The following is a 21142-nucleotide window of genomic DNA, read 5'->3' as shown; positions in this document are numbered from 1 at the left end:
GCCGAAAGGGGGCGTACCGGGCCATGCTCACGCACGGCACCGGAAGGAGAAACGCGTTTGTAATTTTGGGGACGCTACGTGCCGGCACGGCCGCACAGCTACAGGGGGCAGGGCTTCTCGCTACGCGGCGAGAAGAACCGATTCGTGCTGCCTCCTGCGTTCCGCAAGGTGGTGCGCGAATCGTCTGATGATTCGCGCATCCTGTGCCTTGCCAAGCATGAGCGGTGGGACTGCCTGACCGGATTCGGCCTCTCGCGCATGGATGAGCTTGAGATACAGCTCGACCGTGAAGAGGAGCGGGCGCTGCGCATGGACCGCGAATTCGACCGCGATACACGTTCGGCGCAGCTTTACGGCTTTCTGGAAATTCCGTTCGACGAATCGGGCCGCTTCATCATGCCGGACCATCTGATCGACCTCGCCCGGATCGAAGGCGAGCTGTTCTTTCAAGGTGGCGGCGCGTTCTTCACCTTGTGGAACCCTGTGCGCCTGTTCGAGATGGGCGACGACTGGACCGCGGCTAAGGCGGCGTGCGAATCGCTGCGCAACGAGGCGGCCAAGCCGAAGCGGGGGCGCAAGTGAGCGCTGCTGCAAATCATGACGCGCCGCACGTCCCCGTGCTGCTGAACGAGGTGATCGAAGCGCTGCAACCGCTCGAAAATGCGGTGGTGATCGACGCAACCTTCGGGGCGGGCGGCTATACCCGTGCCTTGCTCGCGGCGGGGGCGACCGTCCATGCCTTCGACCGCGATCCGACCGCCATCGCCGCCGCGCGCGACTGGCCGGAAACATCGGGCGATACGCCGAGGCTCGTCCTTCATCCGCGCCGCTTTTCCGAAATGGCCGATGCCATGCGCGAGGCCGGCGTGCGCCAGGTCGATGGCGTGGTGATGGATATCGGCGTATCCTCCATGCAGCTCGACCAGGCGGAGCGCGGCTTTGCCTTTTCCGCGGACGGCCCGCTCGACATGCGCATGTCGCGGGAGGGGGAAAGCGCCGCCGATTTCGTTAACGGCGCGGAAGAAGGCGCGATCGCCGACGTGCTGTATCAATATGGTGAGGAGCGGCAGTCGCGCCGTGTCGCGCGGGCCATCGTCGCGGCGCGCCCATTGGAAACGACGGGCGCGCTGGCCGATATCGTGCGCAAGGCGCTCGGCTTCAATCGCAACGATCGCCGCGCCAACGCCCCGAAGGACCCCGCCACCCGCAGTTTTCAGGCGATTCGCATCCATGTGAATGCCGAACTCGACGAATTGCGCGCCGGTCTTTGCGCGGCGGAGGATTTGCTGCGCGAAGGCGGGCGGCTCGCCGTGGTCAGTTTCCACAGCCTTGAAGACCGCATCGTGAAGCATTTCCTGCGCGATGCGTCCAATACGGGCGCAGCGCCGTCGCGCCACATGCCCGCGACGGACCACGTGGCCAGCGCCGTTTTTGCAAGGCCTGCCAAACCCGTCCGTCCGGGCGATGCGGAGCTGTCGCGCAACCCCCGCGCGCGTTCCGCCGTGCTTCGCGCCGCCACCCGCACCGCCGCCCCCGCCCGCCCCGCATCGCAGAGGAACACCGCATGACCGGCCCCATGATCAGCCGCAATCGCACGCAGGCCATGATGTGGAGCGCCGCGGTGCTGGTGGCGCTGGCCTTGTGCTTTGCCCTGATGCTGCAGGTGAAGGGCGTGAAGAGCGACATCGCCGCGACCGAGCGACAGATCCTGCAGACGAAGCAGGAGCTGATCGTGCTCGAGACCGAGTTTCAGACCCGCGCGCGGCAGCAGCAACTCGTCCGCTGGAACGAGGTCGAATTCGGCTATGTCGCGCCCAAGGCGGATCAGTTCTTCGAAACGCGGCAGGAACTCACCATGCTGGGCAAGCCGGTCGATGTCGCGGCCCCTGCGCCGATGCGCATGGCCGATGCCGGGGATAAGCCGCAAGAGGCAGCCCCGGCTGGCGAGGCGCCCGTGCGCGTGGCCTCCGCCGACAATGCCGCCGCGCCCATCGGCATGATGCGGCAACTGGTCGCGCGGGACAATGCGCGCAGCACCGCGACAGGGCCGAAGCCAATGCGTGTCGAGCCGTCGACCCTGCCCGCCATTCCGGCAGGCAAGGCCGCGACCCCGAGCAATTTTGCCGAACGCTTCGACCTCGATGCCGTTCTGGCCAAGGCGGAAGGAGCCGATTGATGGCCACGGCGCCGCTCGGCTACGGGGCGAATTTCGAACCATCGCGGGAATTTTCGGGCGGCGCACGCGTCCGCGGCGCGCATGGCGAAACCCATGCCGCGCCCCCGCCGGCGAGCCGGGGCAACCTTCGCACGGCCGCGCTGCGCCAGGCGCGGCAACGCATGGCGTGGATCGCGTTCTTCTTCGCCATGTTCACCGCCGTGCTGTTGCTGCGCGTCGCGGTGCTGGGCTTTTTTGAAAGCGACGGCGTGCCGGTGCGCGCCGGCGATGCGTTGCTCCCCGACAGGGGGCAGATCACCGACCGCAACGGCGTCCCGCTGGCGCGCGATTTTCAATCCTATGCGCTCTGGTTCAATCCCAGGGCGATGGAGGGTGGCCCGCCGCTGACCCGGCCCGCCGCCGAGGTTGCGAAGAAGCTGGTCGCGATCTTCCCCGACATGGACGAGGCCGACCTGACCCGGCGGCTCGCATCGGGCAAGGGGCAATATCTGCGCCGCCGTATCCTGCCCGCAGAAGCGACGAAGGTGTTTGCCATCGGCGAGCCGGCGCTCAACCAGCCCGCGGAACCCAGCCGCTATTACCCCGAAGGCAATCTTGCCGCGCATGTTCTCGGCTATGTCGCGTCCGACGGGAAGGGACGCGTGGGCATGGAGCAGGTGTATGACGCGCAGCTGTCCGATCCGGCGACGCGCGGCACGCCGGTGCCGCTGTCGATCGACGCGCGGGTGCAGGCCGCGCTCGAGGATGAGCTCATGCGCGGCATTGGCGAGGCGCAGGCGCTGGGCGCGGCGGGGATCGTGCTCGACGTTGATACAGGCGAGGTGATCGCGCTCGCCTCGCTTCCCTCCTTCGATCCGAACAAGATCGACGAGGAGGGGATGAAGCTGATGTTCAACCGGGTCACGAACCAGGTCTACGAACTGGGCTCCACGTTCAAGCCGCTCGCCGTTGCCGCCGCGATCGATGCCGGCACGGTCACCAATCTGGCGCGGCGTTACCCGGCGGGGCGCGGGCTTCGTGTCGGGCGGTTCACCATTCGCGACAGCCACTCGCTCGGCGCGAGCCTCAACGTACCCGAAGCCTTGATGCATTCCTCCAACATCGTCACGGCGCAGATCGCGGACGAGCTGGGGTCGAAGCGCATGAAGGCAAAGATGGAGCTGCTCGGCTTTAACGAGCGGCCCCGGATCGAACTGCCCGCGCGGGGCTTTCCGATCTGGCGCAGCGGCGAATGGCCGCGTCTCACCACGATGACGGTCGCCTATGGCCACGGTATCGCAGTGACGCCGCTCCACCTTGCCAGCGCCTATGCTGCGATGGTGAACGGCGGCATCTGGCGCCCGGCGACCCTTCGCAAGCTCGGCCCCGGCGAAGCGCCGAAGGGCCGCCGCGTGTTCAAGGAAGCGACGAGCGCCCGCATGCGGCAGATGCTGCGCATGATCGTGGTGGACGGCACCGGCCGCAAGGCGGAGGCGCCGGGCTTCCGTCTCGGCGGGAAGACGGGCAGCGCGGAAAAACCGACCGATGGCGGCTATGCCCGCACGACGCTGGTGACGACGTTCGCCTCCGCCTTTCCGATGGACAATCCGCGCTATGTCGTGATCACGATGTTCGACGAGCCGAAGGGCACGCCCGCCACGTCGTATCAGCGGACGGCGGCATGGAACGCGGCGCCTGCCGTTGGTCGGCTGGTCCCGCGGATCGGGCCGATGCTCGGCGTGTATCCGGATGAAAATCGCGACATCGACCTGTCCGACCTGATGCCGCTGGTAGGGGGAGCGCATTGATGCGGTTGAACACGCTACTCGAACGTGCGGGATACGAACTGGTCGCGGACGATGCGGAAGTCACCGGCTTTGCCATCGATAATCGCAAGGTCGCCAAAGGCAGCGTGTTCGGCGCGTTTCGGGGAAGCAGCGCCAATGGCGAGGATTTCATCCCGCAGGCGATCGCGGCCGGTGCGGTCGCCATCGTCGCCCGGCCCGAGGCGCATGTCGACGGCGCGATCCACATCGCCGATGCGGAACCACGCCGCGCCTTTGCCCGGATCGCGGCGGGATTTTTCCGCCCCACGCCCAGAACCGTCGTCGCCGTGACCGGTACGAATGGCAAGACATCGACGGTGGAAATGACGCGGCAGATCTGGCGCATGTGCGGTTTTTCCGCGGCGTCGATCGGCACGCTGGGCGTGACGACGCCGGACGAATCGGTGTCCACCGGCCTGACCACGCCGGACATCGCGACATTTCTGTCGAACATGACCGGCCTTGCTCGCGAAGGGGTCACCCATGTGGCGTATGAGGCGTCGAGCCACGGCCTTTCCCAATATCGCAACGAAGGCCTGCCGGTGGCGGCCTGCGCCTTCACCAATCTGTCGCGCGACCATCTCGACTACCACGCGGACATGGACGCATATTTCGCGGCGAAGATGCGCCTTGTCGACGAGGTCGTCGACGATGGCGGCGCGGCGGTCGTGTGGATGGACGATGGCAAGAGCGCCGCGGTCGCCGAACGGGTGCGACGGCGCGGTTTGAAGCTGTTCGCGGTGGGCGAAAATGGCGATGGCGGCGACGGGGGCGTGGGGATCCGGCTTCTGTCGCGCACACCGACGGAGCTTGGGCAGGAGCTTGCCCTCCGTCACGACGGGCGCGAACGCACGGTTCGGTTGCCTCTGATCGGTGCCTATCAGGCTGCGAATGCGCTGTGTGCCGCAGGGCTGGCTATCGTGACGGGCGGGAAAGACGGGCCGGATGCGGTACAGGTGTTCGACGCGATGGGCCGGTTGCAACCGGTGCGCGGACGGCTCGAACGCGCGGCGATCAGCCGGGCCGGCGCGCCGGTTTATGTCGATTACGCCCACACGCCGGACGCGCTGGAGGCTGCGATTGCCGCGCTTCGCCCGCATGTGTCGGGTCGGCTTATCACGGTGTTCGGCGCGGGCGGCGACCGCGATACCGGAAAGCGCGGACCGATGGGCGCGGTTGCGGCGCGGGGCAGCGACATCGCCATCGTCACCGACGACAATCCACGCGGCGAAGACCCGGCCGCGATCCGCGCCGCGATCCTTGCCGGGGCCGACGAAGGTACCTTGCGCGAAGTCGCGGGCAGGCGCGAGGCGATTGCCGCCGCCATTGCCGAAGCCGGTCGGGGCGACATCGTCCTCATCGCCGGAAAGGGGCATGAGCAGGGGCAGATCCACGGGCGCGGCGATGCACAGCGCATCGAACCGTTCGACGACGTAACCGTAGCAAGGGAGTGCGCAGCATGAGTGGTGCATCCAAGGTCAGCATACGCCCCGTCCCCTCGGCAACCCGCGCGCGGATCATTGCGGAAACGCACGGCCTTGCGGACAAGCCGCTCTGGCGCGCGCAGGCGGTGGCAAGTTCGGTCGGCGGGCAGTTGTCGGGCGATTTCGCCGCAAGCGATGTCGCCATCACTGCGGAGGATGTGAAGCAGGGCACGCTTTATTTCGCGCGTGGCGACACGGATGCGCAGGCTGCCCGTGCGAATGGCGCCGCCGGTATCGTCACCACGACTTCGCTTGCCGGCCCACATATACTCGTCGATGAAACGGGGGAGGCATTGTCCCTGCTCGCCCGCGCATCGCGCAACCGGGCGCGTGGCACGATCATGGCGATCCTCGGCTTTTCCGGCGACACGGTGGCCGACGTGCTGGGCCGCGCGCTCAAGCTTGCCAGCAGGGGGACAAGCTGGACCGCCGATACGGGACAGGGGCTCGACCTCGCGCTGTCCCGGCTTGCGGCGGATCGCAGCCATGCGCTTTTTGGGATCGACGGCGTCACGGCGCCCGAACCGCTGCGCCCCCATCTGGTCATCTTGGGGCCTGACGCGGGCCGCGAGGCGGGCCGCCGTGTCGCCGCTTCGGTCGAGGCGGGCGGCGCCGCGATCCTTCCCGCCGACCATCCCGATTTCGCGCGCTGGCGTGCGGCGGCGATGGATGCGGGCGCGGCCGTCACCGCATATGGCCTGCGGGCAAGCGCCGATATCCGCCTGCTCGACCAGGTGGACGGACCGTTCGGCGGCACGCTGGTCTCCGTTGAGATCCATGGCCGTCCGCTGTGCTATACCATTGCCGACGGTGCTGATGCCGGTGCCACGATGGCCGTCATCGGCGCGATGCGTGCGGCGGGCGCATCATTGGGCGCGGCGGCGATGACGCTCGCCGACGATGCGTTTGCGAGCCGGACTTGCGAAAAGATCACTTCGGGGGTCGGGGCGGACTGAACCATGGCACGGCGGGCCATTTCGATCCCGCCCCGATTTGCGTATGCGGCGCCGCGTCGGGGAAACCGGGCAACACGCTTCTTCACAAGCGGCATCCAATCGCCCATGGCATTATCGCAGGTCGCATGCGCCGGCCTTTTGGACATTGCAATCGCGCCGATCCGGTTCGCCGGTACGCCAAGGGAATTTCGATGCTTTTTCTGATTGCCGAGTGGCTGAATTTCGAAGGGCTGGCCAATCTTGTCCGGTATCAGACATTCCGCGCCGGGGCCTGCCTGCTGACGGCGCTCGTCATCGGGCTGGTGATGGGGCCGCGCTTCATCAACATGCTCCGGCTGAGCCAGGGCAAGGGGCAGCCGATCCGCCTCGACGGGCCGCAGACGCATCTGGCCAAGCGGGGCACGCCGACGATGGGCGGGCTGCTCGTGTTGATCAGCGTCACCGTCTCCATGCTGCTGTGGATGGATTTGCGCTCGTTCCTGGTATGGGCTTGCATCGCGGTGACCGTGGGTTTTGGCCTGATCGGGTTCCTCGACGATTGGGACAAGGTGCGAAAGTCCAGCCATGCCGGCGTATCCGGGAAAGTGCGGCTCGCCGGTGAATTCGCCATTGCCGGGGTGGCTGCGTGGCTGATCGTGCGCGATACCAGCCTTTATCTGCCCTTCGTGACGTTCGGTATTCCGCTGGGGCCGCTCTATTACCTGTTCGCCGCCTTCGTCATCGTGGGTGCGGGCAATGCGGTGAACCTGACCGATGGGCTCGACGGTCTGGCCACGATGCCGGTGATCATCGCGGCGGGCACGTTCGCGATCATCGCCTATCTTGTCGGGCGGACCGATTTTGCCGCCTATCTGGGCATTCCCTTTGTCGAGGGGGCGGGCGAGCTTGCCATTCTATGTGCCGCGATCATCGGCGGAGGGCTTGCGTTCCTGTGGTTCAATGCGCCGCCTGCCGCCGTGTTCATGGGCGATACCGGTTCGCTCGCGCTCGGCGGGGCGCTGGGCACCATCGCGGTGGGCACGCATCACGAGGTCGTGCTCGGCATCGTGGGCGGGCTTTTCGTGCTGGAGGCCGCATCGGTCATCATTCAGGTGTTCTGGTTCAAGCGGACGGGCAAGCGCGTTTTCAAGATGGCGCCGATCCACCATCATTACGAACAGAAGGGATGGGCCGAATCCACCGTCGTCATCCGCTTCTGGATCGTGGCCATCGTGCTGGCCGTGATCGGGCTCGCGACGTTGAAACTGCGGTGAGCGGGGGCGCCGCCTCGATCCTGTCGCCGCAGGTTTTCGCCGGGCGACGCTATGGCGTGCTCGGCCTTGCGCGCAGCGGGCAGGCGGCGGTGCGCACCTTGCTGAATGCAGGGGCGCATGTGCGGGCGTGGGACCGGGACGCGGATGCGCGCGACGCGACCATGGCGGCGAGCGAGGGTCGCGTCGAACTGGGCGAGATGGACGTGGACGCGCTTGCCGGGTTCGACGGGATCGTGGTGTCGCCGGGCGTCCCGCTCAACCGCCATCCCATCGCCGAAATCGCGCGGGCGGCAGGCGTGCCGCTCATTGGCGATATCGAACTTTTCGCGCAGAACCGTGCAGCGATCCCGCCGCACACCGTGGTGGGCATCACCGGCACCAATGGCAAATCGACGACCACCGCGCTGGTGCAGCATATGCTCGACACCGCGGGGGTCGCCGCGCGCATGGGCGGGAACATCGGCATTCCCATCCTCGCGACCGAGGCGCTGCCCGCAGGCGGGGTCTATGTGCTCGAATTGTCGAGCTATCAGATCGACCTCACGCATTCGCTGGCGTGCGATTGCGCCTTGCTGCTCAACCTGACGCCCGATCATCTCGACCGGTACGACGACGGTTTCGCAGGCTATGCCGCGGCAAAGGCCCGGCTGTTCGAGATGCAGGGCGGCAAGGGCACGGGAATCGTCGATGCGCGGTCGCTTCGCGCCATACCGCAGGTCGCGCAGGCACTCGCCGGGCGTGCACCGACCGTGATCGAGGATGTCGCGATCCCGTCGCAGCAGTCGGACTGGCCCGCGCTGCAGGGGCCGCACAACCGGGCCAATGTCGCGGCCGCGACCGCCGCGGCGCGGGCATGCGGGCTGAACGATGCGGACATCGCCCGCGCTCTGGCCAGCTTTACGGGATTGCCCCACCGGATGCAGCGGGTCGCCGAAATCGGCGGCGTCGTGTTCATCAACGACAGCAAGGCGACGAACCCCGCATCCGCCGCGCCGGCGCTTGCCGCCTTTGCCCCGCGGGAGGGGCGGCCCCGCATCCACTGGATCATGGGCGGGCTGGCGAAGGGAGACGCGCTGGAGGAATGCGCGGGCTGGCTGCATCACGTGGCCGCGGCCTATACCATCGGCGAGGCGGGCGAGATGTTTGCTGGTCTTCTGTCGCCCGATGTGACCGTCACCCGGGCCGAGATGCTGGGCCAGGCGGTCCATGCCGCCGCCGCCGCGGCCACGTCTGGCGATGTCGTGCTTCTGTCGCCCGCCTGCGCCAGTTTCGACCAGTTTCGCGATTACGAAAAGCGCGGCGAATGCTTCATTCAAAACGTGCGCTCGATCGAGGAGGCGAGGCAACAGCAATGAACGTGACCCCTCATTTCGAAGGCGGCCATTTTGCGGGCGAGACGCGCGGCGTCCATATCGCGCGCAAGTCGAACCGTTACCGGCGCGGGCGCCGCCGTGAACTCGCCATCTGGTGGCGGGAGATCGATCGCGTGCTGCTCGGCATCGTCGCCGCGCTGATGATCGCGGGCATCATCGCGGTCGCGGCCGGTTCCGCCGCCAGCGCAGAGCGGCTTTCGACCGCGCGCAAGACATTGCCCGATCTCTATTTCTTCTGGCCGCACGTGCGCTGGCTCGTGCTTGGCGCGGGGGTGATGGCGGCGACCTCGATGATGCCGCGCGACCTTGCCCGCCGTTTCGCCATCGTGCTGGCGGCGGGGATGCTCGGGCTGCTGGTGCTGGTGCCGTTCGTCGGGGCGGAGGTGAACGGCGCGCGCCGCTGGATCAATGTCGGTGCCTCGTTTCAGCCGAGCGAATTCTACAAGCCGGCCTTCGCCCTCGCACTCGCCTGGATCCTGTCGTGGAAGGTGCGCGACCCCGGCCTTCCGGTGATCGCGGCGTCGGGGGCGTTGCTGATGCTTTCAGTCGGATTGTTGATGCTGCAACCCGATTTCGGGGCGGCCATGCTGCTGTGCGGGGTGTGGTTCGTGCTGGTGCTGTGTGCGGGCATGCCGTGGCGGCATATCGGGCTTGCCGTCGGGGCGATCGGTTCGATCGTCGCGCTCGCCTACATGTTCTACGACAATGCGCGGCACCGCATCGATGCCTTTCTCGAAGGGGGGGAGGCATTCAGCCAGGTCGATCTCGCCAACAAGACCATGCTGTCGGGCGGATGGTTCGGGCACGGGTTGTGGATGGGGGAGCGCAAGAATTCCCTGCCCGAGGCGCATACCGATTATATCCTGTCCGTGATCGGGGAGGAGTTCGGCCTTGTGGCCGTGGCCGGGATTTCGCTGCTGTTCTGTGCGCTGGTGGTGCGGGTGTTGTGGCGGCTTCGCGATGAGGACGATCTGTTCGCGGTGCTTGGCGGGACGGGGCTTGCGGCCTTGCTCGGCGGGCAGGCGTTCATCAATATCGCCGTCAATCTTCAGCTTTTCCCGTCGAAAGGCATGACGCTCCCATTGATCAGCTATGGCGGTTCGTCGATGATCGCCCTGTGCCTCAGCATCGGTCTGCTGCTGGCGGTGACGCGCCGCAATCCGTATCTGGGGCGCGACGGTTTCAACGCGTTGCAAGGAAGGCGCAGGACATGACCAAGGCTTCGCGCCATTACGTGCTGGCCGCGGGGGGAACCGGCGGGCATCTCATCCCCGCGTTCGCGCTCGGCACTGAACTCATCGGGCGGGGACACCGGGTGGCGCTCGTCACCGACGAACGCGGCGCGGCCATCCCCGGCATGCCGCATGCGATGAAGGCCCATGTCCTGCCCGCCGGGCGGATGGATGGCGGCATCCTCGCCAAGATAAAGGGGATTGGCGCGATCCTGTCGGGGCGAAAGATGGCGCTGCGCCTGTTCCGCGAATTCGAACCGTCGGCGGTCGTCGGCTTTGGCGGCTATCCCGCATTGCCCGCACTGCTGGCCGCGCAATCGGCCCGCATCCCGTCGATCATCCATGAACAGAACGCGGTGCTGGGCCGGGTGAACCGGTTCCTGGCCCGCAATGCCGACATCGTCGCGACCGCGTATGAACGGGTCGACCGCATGCCCACAGGCACCGGCGCGCGGGCCGAGCTTGTCGGCAATCCGGTGCGCGGGCCCGTGCTGGACCTGCGCAGTCAACCCTTTCCCGCATATGGCGAGGACGGGGCTTTGCGCATCCTCGTCACCGGGGGGAGCCAGGGCGCGCGCGTATTGTCGCAAGTGGTGCCGGACGGGCTGGCCCAATTGCCGGATGACCTGCGCCGCAGACTTCACGTGACGCAGCAATGCCGGCCCGAGGATATGGAGGCGGTGCGCGAGGCCTATGCCGCGCATGGGATCACGGCACAACTCGGCACCTATTTCGAGGATATGGCACAAAGGCTCGCCGATGCGCATCTGTTCATCGGGCGCGCGGGCGCATCGACGATTGCGGAGCTGACGGCGGTGGGGCGCCCCGCGATTCTCGTGCCGCTGCCCATCGCGACCGACGATCACCAGGCCGCCAATGTGCGCGACATCGTGGCGGCCGGCGGTGCGCGGTCGATCCGGCAACCGCAATTCACGCCCGCGGAACTCGCGAGGCAGGTCGCCGACCTTGCCCGCACGCCGGAAACGCTTGCCAGCGCCGCCCATGCGATGTGGAATTGCGGGCGCCCCGACGCGGCAAAAGACCTTGCCGATCTGGTCGAAGGGTTCGGCGGCGCACCGCTCATGGACGTGATCCGCATGCAACAGCCCGACGCGCGAGGCGAAATGCGGGGGATGCGCGCATGAAGGGCGTCGGCACCGAGATCGGCACCATCCATTTTGCAGGGATCGGCGGCATCGGCATGTCCGGCATTGCCGAGGTCATGCATAATCTCGGCTATGCCGTGCAGGGTTCGGATATTTCCGAAGGGCACGTGATCGAAGGTTTGCGTCAAAAAGGCATTCCGGTGATGATCGGGCAGAAGGCGGAAAATGTCGCGGGCGCCGCCGTGCTCGTCACCTCCACGGCGATCCGGCGTGACAATCCGGAGGTTGTCGCCGCGCTCGAAAACCGGATCCCGGTGGTGAGGCGCGCCGAAATGCTGGCCGAGCTGATGCGATTGAAACGCACCGTCGCGGTCGCCGGCACGCATGGGAAGACGACGACGACATCCATGGTCGCCGCGCTGCTCGACGCAGGGGGCGTCGATCCTACCGTCATCAACGGCGGCATCATCAACAGCTACGGCTCCAACGCGCGCGTCGGGACCAGCGAATGGATGGTGGTGGAGGCCGATGAAAGCGACGGCAGCTTCCTCCGCCTCGACGGGACGATCGCGGTGGTCACCAATATCGACCCCGAACATCTCGACCATTACGGCAGCTTCGACAATGTGAAAAACGCCTTCGTCGAATTCATCGAGAACGTGCCGTTCTACGGCGCCGCGGTGCTGTGCCTCGACCATGCGGAGGTGCAGGCGATCCTGCCCAAGATCCGCGATCGCCGCGTCGTCACCTATGGCTTCAGCGCGCAGGCCGACATTCGCGGGGAGAACGTGACCCCGGTGCCCGGCGGCAATCGTTTCGACGTCGCCATCCGCCACCGCGACGGCAGCGCCGAACGGATCGAGGGAATCGAACTGCCCATGCCCGGCCGCCACAATGTGCAGAACGCACTGGCCGCGATTGCCGTCGCCGTCGAAATGCAATGCCCGTTCGAAACGGTGCGCGACGGGTTCGCCCGGTTCGGCGGGGTCAAGCGACGCTTTACCAAGGTGGGCGAGATCGTCACGGATGGCGAACCGGCGATTGTGATCGACGATTACGGCCACCACCCGGTGGAAATCCGCGCCGTTCTGTCCGCCGCGCGCGAAGGGGCGACGGGCCGCGTCATCGCGGTCGCGCAGCCGCATCGCTACACGCGCCTTCGCGACCATATGGAGGAGTTTCAGAGTGCCTTCAACGACGCCGACATCGTCTATGTCACGCCGGTCTACGCCGCGAGCGAGGAACCGATCGACGGCGTCGATGCCGATGCGCTTGTCACCGGGCTGAAGGATCGGGGCCATCGGCAGACCGCGGTGGTCGAGGATGCCGAAACGCTTGCCGGAACGCTCGCCGACATCGTCGAACCGGGCGACATGGTCGTGTGCCTTGGCGCAGGGGACATCACGCGCTGGGCCGCGGGGCTGGCCGATGCGGTCGCGGCGAAAAGGGGCGCGTGATGGCGGAACTGCTCGACGATGGGGGGCGTTTGCGGATCCGGCTGAATGGCGGGGCGTTCGTTATCGATACGCCGCGTGGGAAATTGCGCGCGATGGCACCGCTCGCCAAATATACCTGGTTCAAGACCGGCGGTCCCGCCGAATTGCTGTTCGAGCCGGCCGATGTTGACGATCTGTGCGAATTCCTCGGCACGCTCCCCGAATGGGTGCCGGTGATGGGCATTGGCCTCGGCTCCAACATGATCGTGCGCGATGGGGGTGTGGACGGCGTCGTCGTGCGGCTGGGCAAGGTATTTGCCGAGGTGGAGGCGCGCGACCCCACCACCTTGCGCATGGGCGGCGGGACGAGCGGCATTCTGGCGGCGAGCAGCGCGCGCGATGCGGGCATTGCGGGGATGGAGTTCCTGCGCGGTATTCCCGGCACGGTCGGCGGGTTCGTGCGAATGAACGGCGGGGCGTATGGGCGCGAGGTCGCCGATATTTTCGTCGAATGCGATGTCGTGCTGCGCGATGGGACACGCCGCATATATGGTCCGGACGACATGGGCTATCGCTATCGCCATTCCGATCTGCCCGATGGTGCGATCGTCACCGCCGCGACCTTTCGCGGCACGCCGGGCGACCCCGATGCGATTGGCGACGAGATGGACCGCATTGCCGAGGCGCGCGAAAACAGTCAGCCGCTGCGCACGAAAACAGGCGGGTCCACGTTCAAGAATCCAGACGGGCACAAGGCGTGGCAGCTCGTCGATGCGGCGGTGTGTCGCGGACTCACCATCGGCGATGCGCAGGTGAGCGAGAAGCACACCAATTTCCTCATCAACACGGGCGAGGCGACGAGCCGCGACATCGAGATGCTGGGCGAGGAGGTGCGCCGCCGGGTGAAGGCGCATTCGGGCGTGACGCTGGACTGGGAAATTCGCCGCGTGGGCCGTTTCGCGGGCGAGCCGGTGGAGGCAGGCGCATGAGCACCACCATCCGCCGCGGCGGGAAGGGCGTGCGCCGCGCCGCCGCCGCCAAGGGCAAGCGCAAGGCCGTCAACACGGCAAAGGCGCGCAGCGGCGGGGTGGCCGACGCGATCATGCGCGTGCTTCCCATATCCGAGCGGGGCTTGCAGAAATTCTTTCAGATCCTGATCGCGGCGGCGCTTGCCGTTGCGGCATGGGGTCTTGCCGTCCTGCTCGGCGTGCCGGACATGATCCGCACCCGCGTGGCCGAGGCCGCCGACAGCGCCGGTTTCGCCGTCCACCGGATCGAGGTGCGCGGCGTGAACCGCATGGACGAACAGGCGATCTATGCCAAGGCGCTCGCCGCGCGCAACGTGCCGATGCCGCTGCTCGATCTCGACAGCCTGCGAGCCGATCTGGTCGCGCTGCCCTGGGTGCAGGATGCGCGCGTATCGCGGCAATTGCCCGATGCGCTGGTGATCGACGTGGTCGAACGCAAACCGCATGCCGTGCTGCGTCAGGGCGAGGAATTCGTGCTGATCGATCCCGCCGGCCACAGGCTCGAACCGGTGCCGCGCGGCAAGGCGGAGAAGATGCTGGTCCTGTCGGGCGAGGGGGCGGAGGACCGGGCCGTCGACCTTGCCCAATTGCTCGACATCGCGCCCGCGCTCAAGCCGCAGGTGCGCGGGGCGGAATGGATCGGCAACCGGCGCTGGAACCTGACCTTCGCGACAGGACAGGTGCTCGCCCTGCCCGAGGGGGACGAGGAGGCGCGCGATGCGCTCGTCACCTTTGCGCGCGACGACGGCACCAATCGCCTGCTCGGCGGGCAGGTCGCGGTGTTCGACATGCGCGCGCCCGACCGCACCTACATGCGCGTGCCGGGCCGGGCGAAGGCGCAGGCCGAGCTTGCCGCAGAGCGCGCGCGCGACGCGGACGGAGGCTGAACCCGCCGTGCCCGCACCGCGTATCGAGAAGATCTTCGCCGCCATCAATATCGGCAGTTTCCGCATCTCCGCCATGATCGCGGGGCTGACCGGCGATGGCGAGATGATCGTGCTGGGCTCCGGCCACCGCGCCGCCGACGGGATCCGGCGCGGCTATGTCACCGACATGGACGCGGCGACCCATGCGGTGCGCGACGCGATCGAGCGCGCCGAACGCGCCGCCGACGTGCAGGTCGACGCGGTGTGGATCGGATGTGCCAATGCCGGCCTCACCAGCGCCATTCGCGAGGTCGATATCGAGATCGGCGGACGCCGGATCGAGCAGGACGACATCGATTACCTGCTGATCGATGCGCGCGATCAGATCATTCCCGACGCCGGTGAACAGCGCGCCGTGCTCCACGCGCAACCGGCGTTCTACGTGCTCGACCAGGCGCAGGGGGTGGCCAATCCGCGCGGGCTTCACGCCGATACGTTATCGGTCGCGATTCATGTGATGGAGGCGGAAACCGGCCCGCTGCGCAATTTGATGGAGGCGGTGCAGAGCGCGCATCTGGAGGTTGCGGGCGTCGTCGGCGCCGCGGTCGCCAGTGGGCACGCCTGCCTCACCGAGGAGGAGCGCGACCTCGGCGTCGCGGTCATCGACATGGGGGCGGAGGTCACGCATATTTCCGTTCACGCGGGCGGCATGCTCGTCGGCATGGACGTGCTCCCCTATGGTTCGGGCGACATTACCGATGCCATCGCGTCGGCCTTCGGTATCCGCCGCGCGCAGGCAGAGCGGCTGAAATGCGTCTATGGTTCGGCCATCGCCAGCCCGACCGACAATCGCGAGATGATACCGCTTTCGGCGGACAGCAGCGGACAGGGGGAGATGATCCCCCGCGCCGAACTGATCTCGGTCATTACAGGACAGCTCGCTCGATGGACCGACGATGTGTCCAAGGCGCTCAAATCGCTGGGCTTTGTCGCAGGACGCGGCAGCAACGGGCGGCAGATCGTGCTGACCGGCGGGGGCGCGGAACTGGCCGGGCTTGCCGATTACGTGCAACAGGCCTTGGCAAAACCCGTGCGCACGGGCCGCGCCCCTGCGATGACCGGCCTGCCCGAGGCCCATGCGACTCCCGGATTTGCGAGCCTTGCCGGGCTTGTGCTGCATGCGGCGGACGATCCTGTGGATATACGCGCGCACGGGTCTGTCGGCGATGGGGCCGGGGGCGGCGGGCGCAACCTGCTTGCGCGGATGATGCGTGCGGTGCGCGAGTATTTCTGAGGGGACGGACGGCAGCGATGCGGATGCCTTCGCGACGGGGCGGTGCAGGCGCGCGACAAAGCTGGGCTCTCCGCCTTTGGGGGTGTGGAAATCTGCATTATCCCTTTGCCCCGATGAATTGTTCTGTGCCAAAACCCCGCCATAATTTTGCCAGCCTTAAGTTTTGAACGCTGACGACGGTTTTCGTCCCGGAGAATTTCATGAGCATCAATATCGGTCCGCCGGCGGTTGAGGAGCTTCGCCCCCGCATCACCGTGATCGGCGTCGGCGGCGCCGGCAACAACGCCATCGCCAACATGATCCGTTCGGAGATCGAAGGCGTCGATTTCGTCGTCGTGAATACCGACGCGCAGGCGCTCAATTCCTCCATCGCGGAGGATCGGATCCAGCTCGGCCCCGAAATCACGCAAGGGCTGGGCGCGGGCGCACGGCCCGAGGTCGGCCGCGCCGCGGCGGAGGAGACGATCGAGGAGATCGACCGCATGCTGGAAGGCGTGCACATGTGCTTCATCGCCGCGGGCATGGGCGGCGGTACCGGCACGGGCGCCGCGCCGGTCATCGCGAAAGCCGCGCGCGAGAAGGGCGTGCTCACCGTGGGCGTGGTCACGAAGCCGTTCATGTTCGAGGGCAATCGCCGCATGCGCGCTGCCGATGCGGGCATCGAGGAATTGCAGAAGCACGTCGACACGCTGATCGTCATTCCGAACCAGAACCTGTTCCTGGTCGCCAGCCCCGACACCACGTTCAAGGAAGCCTTCCTCCTCGCCGACGAGGTATTGCAGCAAGGCGTCCGGTCGATCACCGATCTCATGGTGATGCCGGGCCTCATCAATCTCGACTTTGCCGACGTGCGGTCCGTCATGGGCGAGATGGGCAAGGCGATGATGGGCACGGGCGAGGGCGAGGGTGATAATCGCGCGCTCGAAGCCGCGGAAAAGGCCATCGCGAACCCGCTGCTCGACGGGGTGTCGATGCAGGGTGCAAAGGGCGTCATCGTGTCGATCATCGGCGGCGAGGACATGCGCCTGATGGAGGTCGACGAGGCCGCCAACCATATCCGCGATCTCGTCGATCCGGATGCGAACATCATCTGGGGTTCGGCCTTCAATCCCGATCTGGAGGGCAAGATCCGCGTGTCGGTCGTCGCAACCGGCATCGATCAAAGCGCCGATCGCCAGGAATCGCCCGCGGTCAAGGGTTTCTCCATGGGTTCGGGTCGCGCGCCGGTCCATCCCGGCTCGTCGCCGACGCCCGCACCGGCATCGGCACCCGCAGCGCCGCCCGCACCCGTTGCCGAAGCTCCCGCTATGGCGCAGGATGGCGGCACCGGGATTCCCGATCCGGCCCACGATCACGCGTTGAAAGCGCCCGGCGCCGAGGACGCTTTTGCCGAGTATGCGCACGACGAACCGCTCGAACTCAATCTCGATCAGCAGGCCGATATCGCGCCGCCCGCGCATGCGGATGACGAGCTGCAGCTCGGCGGGATGGAGGCGGAGCCGGCGCCCCGCCCCGCGCCGCCGCCCGCGCCGGTTTCCGACCGTCTGACCCCGCCCGAGGATGCGGCGCCAGCACCCACACCCGCGCGTCCGGCCCCGGCCCCGCGCAGTTCGGGCGGCGGCAGTACCTTGTTCGAGCGCATGGCCAATCTGTCGCGCGGACGGGACGACCGCCGTGACGAGAGCCGCGAAACGCCGCGCCGCGACAACCGCCGTGTCGATTTCGACGATGACGACGATGACGATGGCGCACTCAACATCCCGCGTTTCCTCGGTCGTAACAATCGCTAAGATCCTGCGTCTCCGCTCCGCCGGTATGGCGCGCCGCCTGCGTCCGATCCTGGCCGCCATTCTTATGGTGGGGGCGGGCGCCGGTGTCGCGGTGGTGCCGGCCGCCGCCGTGCCGGTGGTGCAACCGCTTCCCGGCCCGGATCAGATCGCGTTGAAGGATGCGCGCGGGGTGCTCCTGCGCGATCCTGATAATCTGGATGCGCTGCGCCACGCGGCGGTGGCGGCGGTGCGGCTGGGCGATCCGGAGGCGGCGCTGACCTATGTCGAGGAAGCCGAGAAGCACGCACCGACCGATCCTGTCATCGCATCGGTGCGCGCGGCGATCCTCGCGTTGCGTGGCGAACCGCAAGCCGCGCTCGACCAGTTCGCCAAGGCCGAGGCCAATGGCGCGCCCGTCGCGGATCTCTCCGCGGATCGCGCGCTTGCCTACGATCTCATCGGGGATCAGCCCTCTGCGCAGTATTACTACCGGATTGCCGCGCAATTTTTGCAGCAGCGCGACGTTCCGTCCAACAATTACGTCGCGGACGAGCTGATCCGGCGGCACGCGCTCAGCCTTGCCGTGGGCGGCGATTTTGCCGCCGGCGACGCCGTGCTGCGCCCGCTGCTCGAACGGCAGGATCTTTCGGGCTGGCGCACGCGGGCCTTCATGCTCGCCATCAGCGGGAACGAGCGTGAGGCGGTCGAACTGCTCGGCACGGTCTTGCCGCCCGAACTCGCGGCGCAGATTTCACCCTATATGCGCGTCATGCCCAAGCTGAGCAATGCACAGCAGGTCGCCGCGGCCACTTTCGGGCGTTTCCCGCGCATGGACGCGATCGCCGCCGATCCGCAAACCCGCTCCTCCGGGGCGAAGGCATCGCGGCGCCGCACCCGCCGCAGCAGAAGCGAATGACGATGCGACCCATCCCGATACAGGGAGCGTCGTTTTCCACATGGTCTGCACAGCTGTCTGCGGTTATGCCCGGTGCGGAACGGGGCGCGGATTGGCAAGCGGGGGTGCGACAGGGCACCAGCATGATGGCCCCCAACGCAAGAGGCGCGGGGCGGGCGATCCATGCGGCGGGAGCGACGATGACGACAGGACGCAAGATGATGAGCACCCAAGAGGAGCTGGCCCCCGTCGACATGCTGATGTCGCTCTTCGAGGCGCGCAGCTGGCCCTACGAACTCATCGGTGAGGACGAGATCAGCGGCGAGGTGCAGGGCGCCTGGGCCAAGTATCAGCTGCGCGCGATATGGCGGCACGAGGATAACGTGCTGCAATTGCTGTGCCTGCCCGAAACGCGCGTTCCGCAGGAAAAGCGCGTCACCATGTTCGAATTGATGACCCTGGTGAACGAACAATTGTGGCTGGGTCATTTCGATATCTGGTCCAACGGATCGGTGCTGCTTTACCGCCACGGGTTGATGCTGGGCGATGATGGCCTACTTAGCCTGTCACAGGCGCAGACCGCCGTGGAGGTGGCCGTCGAGGAATGCGACCGGTTCTATCCGGCGTTTCAATTCGTTTTATGGGGCGATCGCGATGCGCAGGCGGCCTTGCAATCCGCGCTCGTCGATGCCGCAGGAGAAGCTTGAGATTATGAATGTGATGACGACGAAGACACCCGGCTCAATGCTGTTGATCGGTTGCGGCAACATGGCGGGCGCCATGCTGGACGGCTGGCTCGCAGGGGGGGTGGATCCGTCAATCTTCACCATCGCGGATCCCTATCGCGAGGATGCGCCCGACGGCGTGCGCCTGCTCAAGGAACTTCCCAAGGGCGAGACGTTCGATGCGGTGATGCTGGGCATCAAGCCGCAGATGCTGAACGACAATGCGCCCGAAATCGAACCGCTGATCGGGGGCGAGACGGTCGTATTGTCGATCCTCGCGGGCACGCAGCTCGATACGTTGCAATCGAAATTCCCGCGTGCCGGCGGTATCGTGCGCGTGATGCCGAACCTGTCGGCGGCGCTCGGCAAATCGCCGATCGCGCTCGTGGGCAAGGATGTCGGCGACGAACAGCGCGCCATGGTCGATGCGCTCGCCGCGCCATTGGGGCAGGGCGAATGGCTGCCGGATGAAAGCCTGTTCGATCTCGTCACCGCGCTCGCAGGGTCGGGGCCGGGCTTTGTCTACCGCTTTATCGATTCGCTGGCCAAAGCGGCGAGCGCGCTCGGCTTGCCGCGCGAACAGGCGGACCGGCTGGCGCTCGCCACCGTCGAAGGGTCCGCCGCGCTTGCCGCGAACAGCGAGCATTCACCGGGCGAACTGGCGCGGCGCGTGGCCTCGCCCGGCGGTGTGACGCAGGCCGGGCTCGACACGCTCGATGAAAACGACCGCATGCTGAAATTGATGACCGATACGCTGCGCAACGCGCGCGATCGCAGTATCGCGATGGCGAAAGAGGCCTGAACCGCCCGAAACGAGGCCTGCGTTAAACCTTTGTTTCCCGTTCGTATCCGATTGTAACGGCAGGTCGCCACGGCGCGGTTCCCCTTGAATTCGGGAACGATCGCGCCGATATTGCATGCAACGGCCCGCCTTATCGCGGGCTGGCAGAGGAGTTAGGATAAAATGGCAAACTGGAACGATCCCCAGCCCACCCGGACGGGCTTCGGCGCGTCCACGGGCCTCGACGGGCGTATGCAGACGCGGGAGGGCTTTGACGCCGGCCTGCGCAAATACATGCTGTCGATCTACAATTACATGGCGATGGGCGTCGCGCTGACCGGCGTGGTCGCATTCGTCATGGCCAACACCGCCTTTGGCGTGGCGATCATGACCTCGCCGCTGATGTGGCTGATCGTGCTGTCGCCGCTGGCCATCGTTTTCGCGATGTCGTTCGGCGCGAACCGTTTTTCGCAAGGCACGTTGCAAATCCTGTTCTGGGCGTTCGCGGCGCTCATGGGTGCCTCCATGTCGACGATTTTCGCCGTCTATACCGGCGCGTCGATCGCGGCGACCTTCTTTGCGACGGCGGGCGCGTTCGCCGGTCTCAGCCTGTTCGGCTACACCACGAAGAAGGACCTGTCCGGCATGGGCAGCTTCCTCATCATGGGCGTCATCGGCCTGCTGATCGCGTCGGTGATCAACATTTTCCTGCAGAGCGCGGCGCTGATGTGGGCGGTGAGCTTTCTGGGCGTGCTTATTTTCGCAGGCCTCACCGCCTACGATACGCAGCGGCTGAAGCGTCAGTATTTTCAGCTCGCCGGAACGGATTTCATGGGCAAGGCGGTGATCCTTGGTGCGCTTTCGCTGTACCTCGATTTCATCAACATGTTCCAGTTCCTGCTGATGTTCATGGGGCAGCGCGACTGATCGCGCCTGCTCCTTCGCAACCGGTCCGCGCGGGCG

Annotated in this window: 19 protein-coding genes; all 19 read left to right on the top strand. The window is 66.6% G+C overall.

Features of this window, described 5'->3' with window-relative positions; genetic code table 11:
- Nucleotides 1–78 precede the first annotated feature (78 nt).
- Entirely contained in the window at nt 79–582 is a 504-nt protein-coding gene (locus K4G67_RS00230; RefSeq protein WP_239804411.1) for a division/cell wall cluster transcriptional repressor MraZ, read from the top strand.
- A complete protein-coding gene (rsmH, locus tag K4G67_RS00225; protein WP_239804410.1) occupies nt 579–1568 on the top strand; it encodes a 16S rRNA (cytosine(1402)-N(4))-methyltransferase RsmH in 990 nt (329 codons plus the stop codon). The genes K4G67_RS00230 and rsmH overlap by 4 nt, the downstream gene beginning before the upstream one ends.
- Nucleotides 1565–2176, top strand: a complete 612-nt coding sequence (locus tag K4G67_RS00220; protein WP_239804409.1) for a hypothetical protein — start codon at nt 1565–1567, stop codon at nt 2174–2176. Before rsmH ends, K4G67_RS00220 begins: the two co-directional genes overlap by 4 nt.
- A complete protein-coding gene (locus K4G67_RS00215) occupies nt 2176–3963 on the top strand; it encodes a peptidoglycan D,D-transpeptidase FtsI family protein (RefSeq protein ID WP_476695953.1) in 1788 nt (595 codons plus the stop codon). The genes K4G67_RS00220 and K4G67_RS00215 overlap by 1 nt, the downstream gene beginning before the upstream one ends.
- Entirely contained in the window at nt 3963–5444 is a 1482-nt protein-coding gene (locus K4G67_RS00210; RefSeq protein ID WP_239804408.1) for a UDP-N-acetylmuramoyl-L-alanyl-D-glutamate--2,6-diaminopimelate ligase, read from the top strand. Before K4G67_RS00215 ends, K4G67_RS00210 begins: the two co-directional genes overlap by 1 nt.
- Nucleotides 5441–6421 carry a hypothetical protein gene (locus K4G67_RS00205; RefSeq protein ID WP_239804407.1) on the top strand — a complete coding sequence of 327 codons (981 nt, stop codon included), beginning with the start codon at nt 5441–5443 and terminating at the stop codon, nt 6419–6421. Before K4G67_RS00210 ends, K4G67_RS00205 begins: the two co-directional genes overlap by 4 nt.
- Nucleotides 6422–6612: 191 nt before the next feature.
- A complete protein-coding gene (gene mraY, locus K4G67_RS00200) occupies nt 6613–7674 on the top strand; it encodes a phospho-N-acetylmuramoyl-pentapeptide-transferase (RefSeq protein WP_239804406.1) in 1062 nt (353 codons plus the stop codon).
- 17 nt (nt 7675–7691) lie between these two features.
- Nucleotides 7692–9029, top strand: a complete 1338-nt coding sequence (murD, locus tag K4G67_RS00195; RefSeq protein ID WP_239804536.1) for a UDP-N-acetylmuramoyl-L-alanine--D-glutamate ligase — start codon at nt 7692–7694, stop codon at nt 9027–9029.
- Complete coding sequence (locus tag K4G67_RS00190; protein ID WP_239804405.1) at nt 9026–10261, top strand: FtsW/RodA/SpoVE family cell cycle protein; 1236 nt, start codon at nt 9026–9028, stop codon at nt 10259–10261. The genes murD and K4G67_RS00190 overlap by 4 nt, the downstream gene beginning before the upstream one ends.
- Entirely contained in the window at nt 10258–11424 is a 1167-nt protein-coding gene (gene murG, locus K4G67_RS00185) for an undecaprenyldiphospho-muramoylpentapeptide beta-N-acetylglucosaminyltransferase (protein WP_239804404.1), read from the top strand. The genes K4G67_RS00190 and murG overlap by 4 nt, the downstream gene beginning before the upstream one ends.
- Nucleotides 11421–12842 carry a UDP-N-acetylmuramate--L-alanine ligase gene (murC, locus tag K4G67_RS00180; protein ID WP_239804403.1) on the top strand — a complete coding sequence of 474 codons (1422 nt, stop codon included), beginning with the start codon at nt 11421–11423 and terminating at the stop codon, nt 12840–12842. The genes murG and murC overlap by 4 nt, the downstream gene beginning before the upstream one ends.
- On the top strand, nt 12842–13810 hold the full coding sequence (gene murB / locus K4G67_RS00175; protein ID WP_275588686.1) for a UDP-N-acetylmuramate dehydrogenase: 969 nt from the start codon (nt 12842–12844) through the stop codon (nt 13808–13810). The genes murC and murB overlap by 1 nt, the downstream gene beginning before the upstream one ends.
- A complete protein-coding gene (locus K4G67_RS00170; RefSeq protein ID WP_239804402.1) occupies nt 13807–14736 on the top strand; it encodes a cell division protein FtsQ/DivIB in 930 nt (309 codons plus the stop codon). The genes murB and K4G67_RS00170 overlap by 4 nt, the downstream gene beginning before the upstream one ends.
- Nucleotides 14737–14743: 7 nt before the next feature.
- The gene (gene ftsA / locus K4G67_RS00165; protein ID WP_239804401.1) at nt 14744–16009 is read left to right on the top strand and encodes a cell division protein FtsA; all 1266 of its coding nucleotides are present in this window, start codon (nt 14744–14746) and stop codon (nt 16007–16009) included.
- Between the two features lie 200 nt (nt 16010–16209).
- Nucleotides 16210–17799: a cell division protein FtsZ gene (gene ftsZ / locus K4G67_RS00160; RefSeq protein WP_239804400.1), complete on the top strand. Its 1590-nt coding sequence runs from the start codon at nt 16210–16212 to the stop codon at nt 17797–17799.
- A gap of 25 nt (nt 17800–17824) precedes the next feature.
- A complete protein-coding gene (locus K4G67_RS00155) occupies nt 17825–18694 on the top strand; it encodes a tetratricopeptide repeat protein (RefSeq protein ID WP_239804399.1) in 870 nt (289 codons plus the stop codon).
- Between the two features lie 179 nt (nt 18695–18873).
- Nucleotides 18874–19380, top strand: coding sequence for a type III secretion system chaperone family protein (locus K4G67_RS00150; protein WP_239804534.1), 507 nt, complete (start codon nt 18874–18876; stop codon nt 19378–19380).
- Between the two features lie 13 nt (nt 19381–19393).
- Nucleotides 19394–20200, top strand: coding sequence for a pyrroline-5-carboxylate reductase family protein (locus tag K4G67_RS00145; protein ID WP_239804398.1), 807 nt, complete (start codon nt 19394–19396; stop codon nt 20198–20200).
- Nucleotides 20201–20362: 162 nt separating this feature from the next.
- Nucleotides 20363–21106, top strand: coding sequence for a Bax inhibitor-1/YccA family protein (locus tag K4G67_RS00140; RefSeq protein WP_239804397.1), 744 nt, complete (start codon nt 20363–20365; stop codon nt 21104–21106).
- Nucleotides 21107–21142 lie beyond the last annotated feature (36 nt).

This window comes from Croceicoccus hydrothermalis, from assembly GCF_022378335.1.
Taxonomy (GTDB): Bacteria; Pseudomonadota; Alphaproteobacteria; order Sphingomonadales; family Sphingomonadaceae; genus Croceicoccus; species Croceicoccus hydrothermalis.
The sequence above is the reverse complement of the archived record's forward strand: the minus strand, read 5'-3'. Positions and strand labels throughout refer to the sequence as shown.

Coding starts and splice junctions, on each gene's coding strand:
- K4G67_RS00190 (WP_239804405.1), top strand. CDS start 9,026: ATGAACGTGACCCCTCATTTCGAAGGCGGCCATTTTGCGGGCGAGACG.
- K4G67_RS00140 (WP_239804397.1), top strand. CDS start 20,363: ATGGCAAACTGGAACGATCCCCAGCCCACCCGGACGGGCTTCGGCGCG.
- K4G67_RS00150 (WP_239804534.1), top strand. CDS start 18,874: ATGACGACAGGACGCAAGATGATGAGCACCCAAGAGGAGCTGGCCCCC.
- K4G67_RS00220 (WP_239804409.1), top strand. CDS start 1,565: ATGACCGGCCCCATGATCAGCCGCAATCGCACGCAGGCCATGATGTGG.
- K4G67_RS00170 (WP_239804402.1), top strand. CDS start 13,807: ATGAGCACCACCATCCGCCGCGGCGGGAAGGGCGTGCGCCGCGCCGCC.
- K4G67_RS00205 (WP_239804407.1), top strand. CDS start 5,441: ATGAGTGGTGCATCCAAGGTCAGCATACGCCCCGTCCCCTCGGCAACC.
- ftsZ (WP_239804400.1), top strand. CDS start 16,210: ATGAGCATCAATATCGGTCCGCCGGCGGTTGAGGAGCTTCGCCCCCGC.
- K4G67_RS00145 (WP_239804398.1), top strand. CDS start 19,394: ATGACGACGAAGACACCCGGCTCAATGCTGTTGATCGGTTGCGGCAAC.
- murB (WP_275588686.1), top strand. CDS start 12,842: ATGGCGGAACTGCTCGACGATGGGGGGCGTTTGCGGATCCGGCTGAAT.
- K4G67_RS00210 (WP_239804408.1), top strand. CDS start 3,963: ATGCGGTTGAACACGCTACTCGAACGTGCGGGATACGAACTGGTCGCG.
- murC (WP_239804403.1), top strand. CDS start 11,421: ATGAAGGGCGTCGGCACCGAGATCGGCACCATCCATTTTGCAGGGATC.
- mraY (WP_239804406.1), top strand. CDS start 6,613: ATGCTTTTTCTGATTGCCGAGTGGCTGAATTTCGAAGGGCTGGCCAAT.
- K4G67_RS00155 (WP_239804399.1), top strand. CDS start 17,825: ATGGCGCGCCGCCTGCGTCCGATCCTGGCCGCCATTCTTATGGTGGGG.
- murG (WP_239804404.1), top strand. CDS start 10,258: ATGACCAAGGCTTCGCGCCATTACGTGCTGGCCGCGGGGGGAACCGGC.
- K4G67_RS00215 (WP_476695953.1), top strand. CDS start 2,176: ATGGCCACGGCGCCGCTCGGCTACGGGGCGAATTTCGAACCATCGCGG.